The sequence below is a fragment of the Catenulispora pinisilvae genome (genome assembly GCF_015356865.1).
Classification (GTDB): domain Bacteria; phylum Actinomycetota; class Actinomycetes; order Streptomycetales; family Catenulisporaceae; genus Catenulispora; species Catenulispora pinisilvae.
Window position 1 is genome coordinate 1 of the sequence record NZ_JAAFZA010000449.1, and the last position, 3,420, is coordinate 3,420.

General features: G+C 70.0%; 3 protein-coding genes. All 3 read right to left on the reverse strand.

What is annotated here, in order from left to right:
• Nucleotides 1-176 precede the first annotated feature (176 nt).
• Complete coding sequence (locus tag IZR01_RS48675) at nucleotides 177-515, reverse strand: hypothetical protein (RefSeq protein WP_194899923.1); 339 nt, start codon at nucleotides 513-515, stop codon at nucleotides 177-179.
• Nucleotides 516-791: 276 nt separating this feature from the next.
• On the reverse strand, nucleotides 792-2,069 hold the full coding sequence (locus tag IZR01_RS48680; protein ID WP_194899922.1) for an aspartate kinase: 1,278 nt from the start codon (nucleotides 2,067-2,069) through the stop codon (nucleotides 792-794).
• Nucleotides 2,070-2,073: 4 nt separating this feature from the next.
• The coding region (locus tag IZR01_RS48685; RefSeq protein ID WP_194927834.1) for a diaminobutyrate--2-oxoglutarate transaminase family protein at nucleotides 2,074-3,420 on the reverse strand (1,347 nt) is incomplete at its 5' end.

Genomic DNA, 3,420 nt, shown 5'->3' on the forward strand with positions numbered 1-3,420 from the left:
TCACCTACGGCTCACCTACGGCTCACCTACGGCTCACCTACGGCTCACCTACGGCTCACCTACGGCTCACCTACGGCTCACCTACGGCTCACCTACGGCTCACCTACGGCTCACCTACGGCTCACCTACGGCTCACCTACGGCTCACCTACGGCTCACCTACGGCTCACCCACGACTCACGCGTAGGCCCACCGGCCGCAGTGGCCGGCGTGGACCGCGACGACAGCGCGCCCGGTGTTCGTCACCGCTCGCTGGCCGACATCGGTTCCGCGACAGTAGGACCCGGCACGCACCACCCGGACGTTCGATGCGCGAGCGTCCGAGGTGCTCGGGTCCGACGTCCCCGGCTCCGACGCGCCCAGCTCCGAAACACGCGGAACCGGCACGCGCCCGGGCGCCGCGGCCCCGGCGGATCGAGACTCCTGCACACGGTCGGCGGGGCCACTCCCGGTCCCGACCACGTCGGTGTCGACTGCCTTGGCCTGCTGCCGCCCGATGCGGAGCCTCAACTTCATCGCGAACCCCTGATCCTGTGGTCGCACCGCGACTCTCTCGCGCGGTGGGTACGCGCCATTGGATCAACATGCGTATTTGTTAGGACGAAGCACCATGGTGGAGCAGGGCGTGTTCACCCTTATGGCGCTACGCAAGACCTCGTGCCCCCGACGCCGTTGACGGGAACACGAGGCCGCTGAAGAGGTGCTGCCGAAGCGAAGAACCGCTACCGAAGCACTGTCACCGAACCCTGATCAATATCGCCGAACCATCGCCGACCTATCGCCGAACCCTGATCACCGCCCCGTCCCGGCATGCACCGCGGCGAGTTCCGGCGCACCGAGACCGAAAGCCGCGTGCCACGCCCGCACCGCGTCCGTCAGCTGGTCCGCGGGGCACAACGCGGTGAAACGCATGTCCGAGGTGGAGATGGTCTCCAGATGCACCCCGGCCGCGGCGAGGGTTTCGCAGCACGTGGCCAGCACACCCGGCTGGGACAGCAGACTGCTGCCGATGAGCGACAGCTTGCCGATCCGCTCCGCGTAACGCAGATCCTCGAACCCGAGTTCCGCGCTCGCCTGTCGCAGGGCCCGCATCACCGGCGGTCCGTCCTGCGCCGGCAGCACCAGCGAGATGTCGGATCGCCCTTGAACGGCCCAGGAAGCGTCCAGGACCGAGTAGTGCAGCTCGGCCTCGATCCCCGCGACCACCTGAAGGATGCGTGCGGTCAGCTCCGGTGAGCCCGCCGGCACCCCGCACAGCGTGATCTTCGCTTTCGAAGCGTCATGCGCGACCCCGGCCACCGCCGAGTACTCGGCCGACAGCCGGCCCACCGACCCGGAGACCATCGTCCCGGGCTCGGCGTTGTACGAGGACCGGACCCGCATCGGGATCCCGTGCCGCGCCGCGTACTCCACGCTGCGCGGCGCCAGCACCTTCGCGCCGCTGACAGCCAGCTCCCGCATGATGTCGTAGCTGACGTGTTCCATCAGGCGCGCGTCGGGGACGATGCGGGGATCGGCGGTGTAGACGCCGTCGACATCCGTGTAGATCTCGCACAGATCAGCCTTCAGCGCCACGGCCAACACCACGGCGGTGGTGTCCGAGCCGCCGCGTCCCAGGGTCGTGACCGTGCTGTCCCCGGACTCGTCGCGATGGACGCCTTGGAACCCGGCGACCACCGCGATCGCGCCGCGGTCCAGGGTCTGCCGGACCCGGTCCGGCACGACCTCGGTGATGCGCGCGCGCCCGGGCGTCGCGGCGGTGCGGATGCCCGCCTGGGCACCGGAGAACGACCGCGCCGGGGTGCCCAGGGCCTCGATGGCCATCGCCATCAGGGCGTTGGAGATCCGCTCGCCGGCGCTGAGCAACATGTCCAACTCGCGCGGCGGCGGGGTGGCCGTCACGTCTGTGGCCAGGTCCAACAGGTCGTCGGTGGTGTCGCCCATCGCGGAGACCACCACGACCACGTCGTGCCCGGCTTGGTGGGTGGCCACGATGTGCTCGGCCACCTTCTTGATCCGCTCCGTGCTCTGCACAGACGAACCACCGAACTTCTGCACGATCAGGCTCATCTGCTCACGCCTCCCGGTGATTGGCTTTCGCGGTGCCGATGGCCTCCAGCAGGATCGTGCACGCCGTCTCGACGGTGCCGGCCGTGACGTTCAGCGGCGGCAGCATCCGCACCACGCAGTCGTCCCGTCCGCCGAGCTCGACGATGAGCCCGCCGCGCAGCGCGGCCGCCTGCACCGCGGCCGCCAGGGCGCCCGCGGTCCGGCCGTTCTTGGGATCGGCGAACTCGATGCCCCAGATCAGCCCGCGCCCGCGCACCTCGGCCACCCACGGATCGTCCACCAGCGGCTTGAGCCGGTCGGCGATCTGCTCGCCGCGCTGGACGACGTTGTCCAGGACGCCGTCGCGCCGGATGATCCCCACCGCCGCGGCGCCGGCGGCGAAGGCCAGCTGGTTGCCGCGGAAGGTGCCGGTGTGCGCACCGGGTGCCCAGACGTCGAGCTTCTCGTCGTAGATGATCAGCGCGACCGGGGTCCCGATGCCGCTGAGCGCCTTGGACGCGATGATGACGTCCGGCTCGATGCCGTACTGCTCGAAGGCGAACCAGGTCCCGGTGCGGCCGCAGCCGGTCTGGACTTCGTCGACCACGAATGGGATTCCTAGTTGAAGCGTCAGAGCACGGACCCGCCGGGCGAACTCGATCGTCGCCGGGATGACCCCGCCCTCGCCCTGGACCAGTTCCATCACCACCGCGGCCGGCAGCGGCACGCCGCCGTTGCCGTCGGTGAGCGCGCGTTCCAGGACGTCGGCGCAGTTCGTGGCGCAGGTGTCGGGGGTCAGGCCGATCGGGCACCGGGCGCAGTAGGAGTAGGGGAAGAAGTGGATTCCGGGGACGCCGTTGGCCACCGGCCGCTTCTGGGAGACCAGACCGGTGAGTGCCATGGCCGCGTGGCTGGCGCCGTGGAAGCCGCCTTGGAAGGAGATGATGTCGCCGCGTCCCGTCGCGGTCTTGCACAGCTTCAGCGCGGCGTCCACGGCGTTGGCGCCGGTCGGACCGCAGAAGTGGATCTTCATGCGGTCCCGCATCGCGTCCGGCAGCATGCTGAGTTGGGCCTCGACGAAGTCCTCCCGGACCGGGGTGGGGAAGTCCAGGCCGTGGGTGAGCACGCTGAGCTGTTCGGTGACGGCGGTCACCAGCTCGGGGTGGTTGTGGCCCAGGGAGAGCACGCCGGCGCCGGCCAGGAAGTCGATGAAGACGTTGCCGTCGACGTCCCGGACCAGGGCGCCGGAGGCTTCCTCGATGGCTATCGGCAATCGCCTGGGGTAGCTGCGGGCGTTGGACTCGTAGACCTGCTGGCGGGCCAGGAACTGCGCCGAGCGGGGGCCGGGCAGGCTCCCGGCGACGTGCGGGGC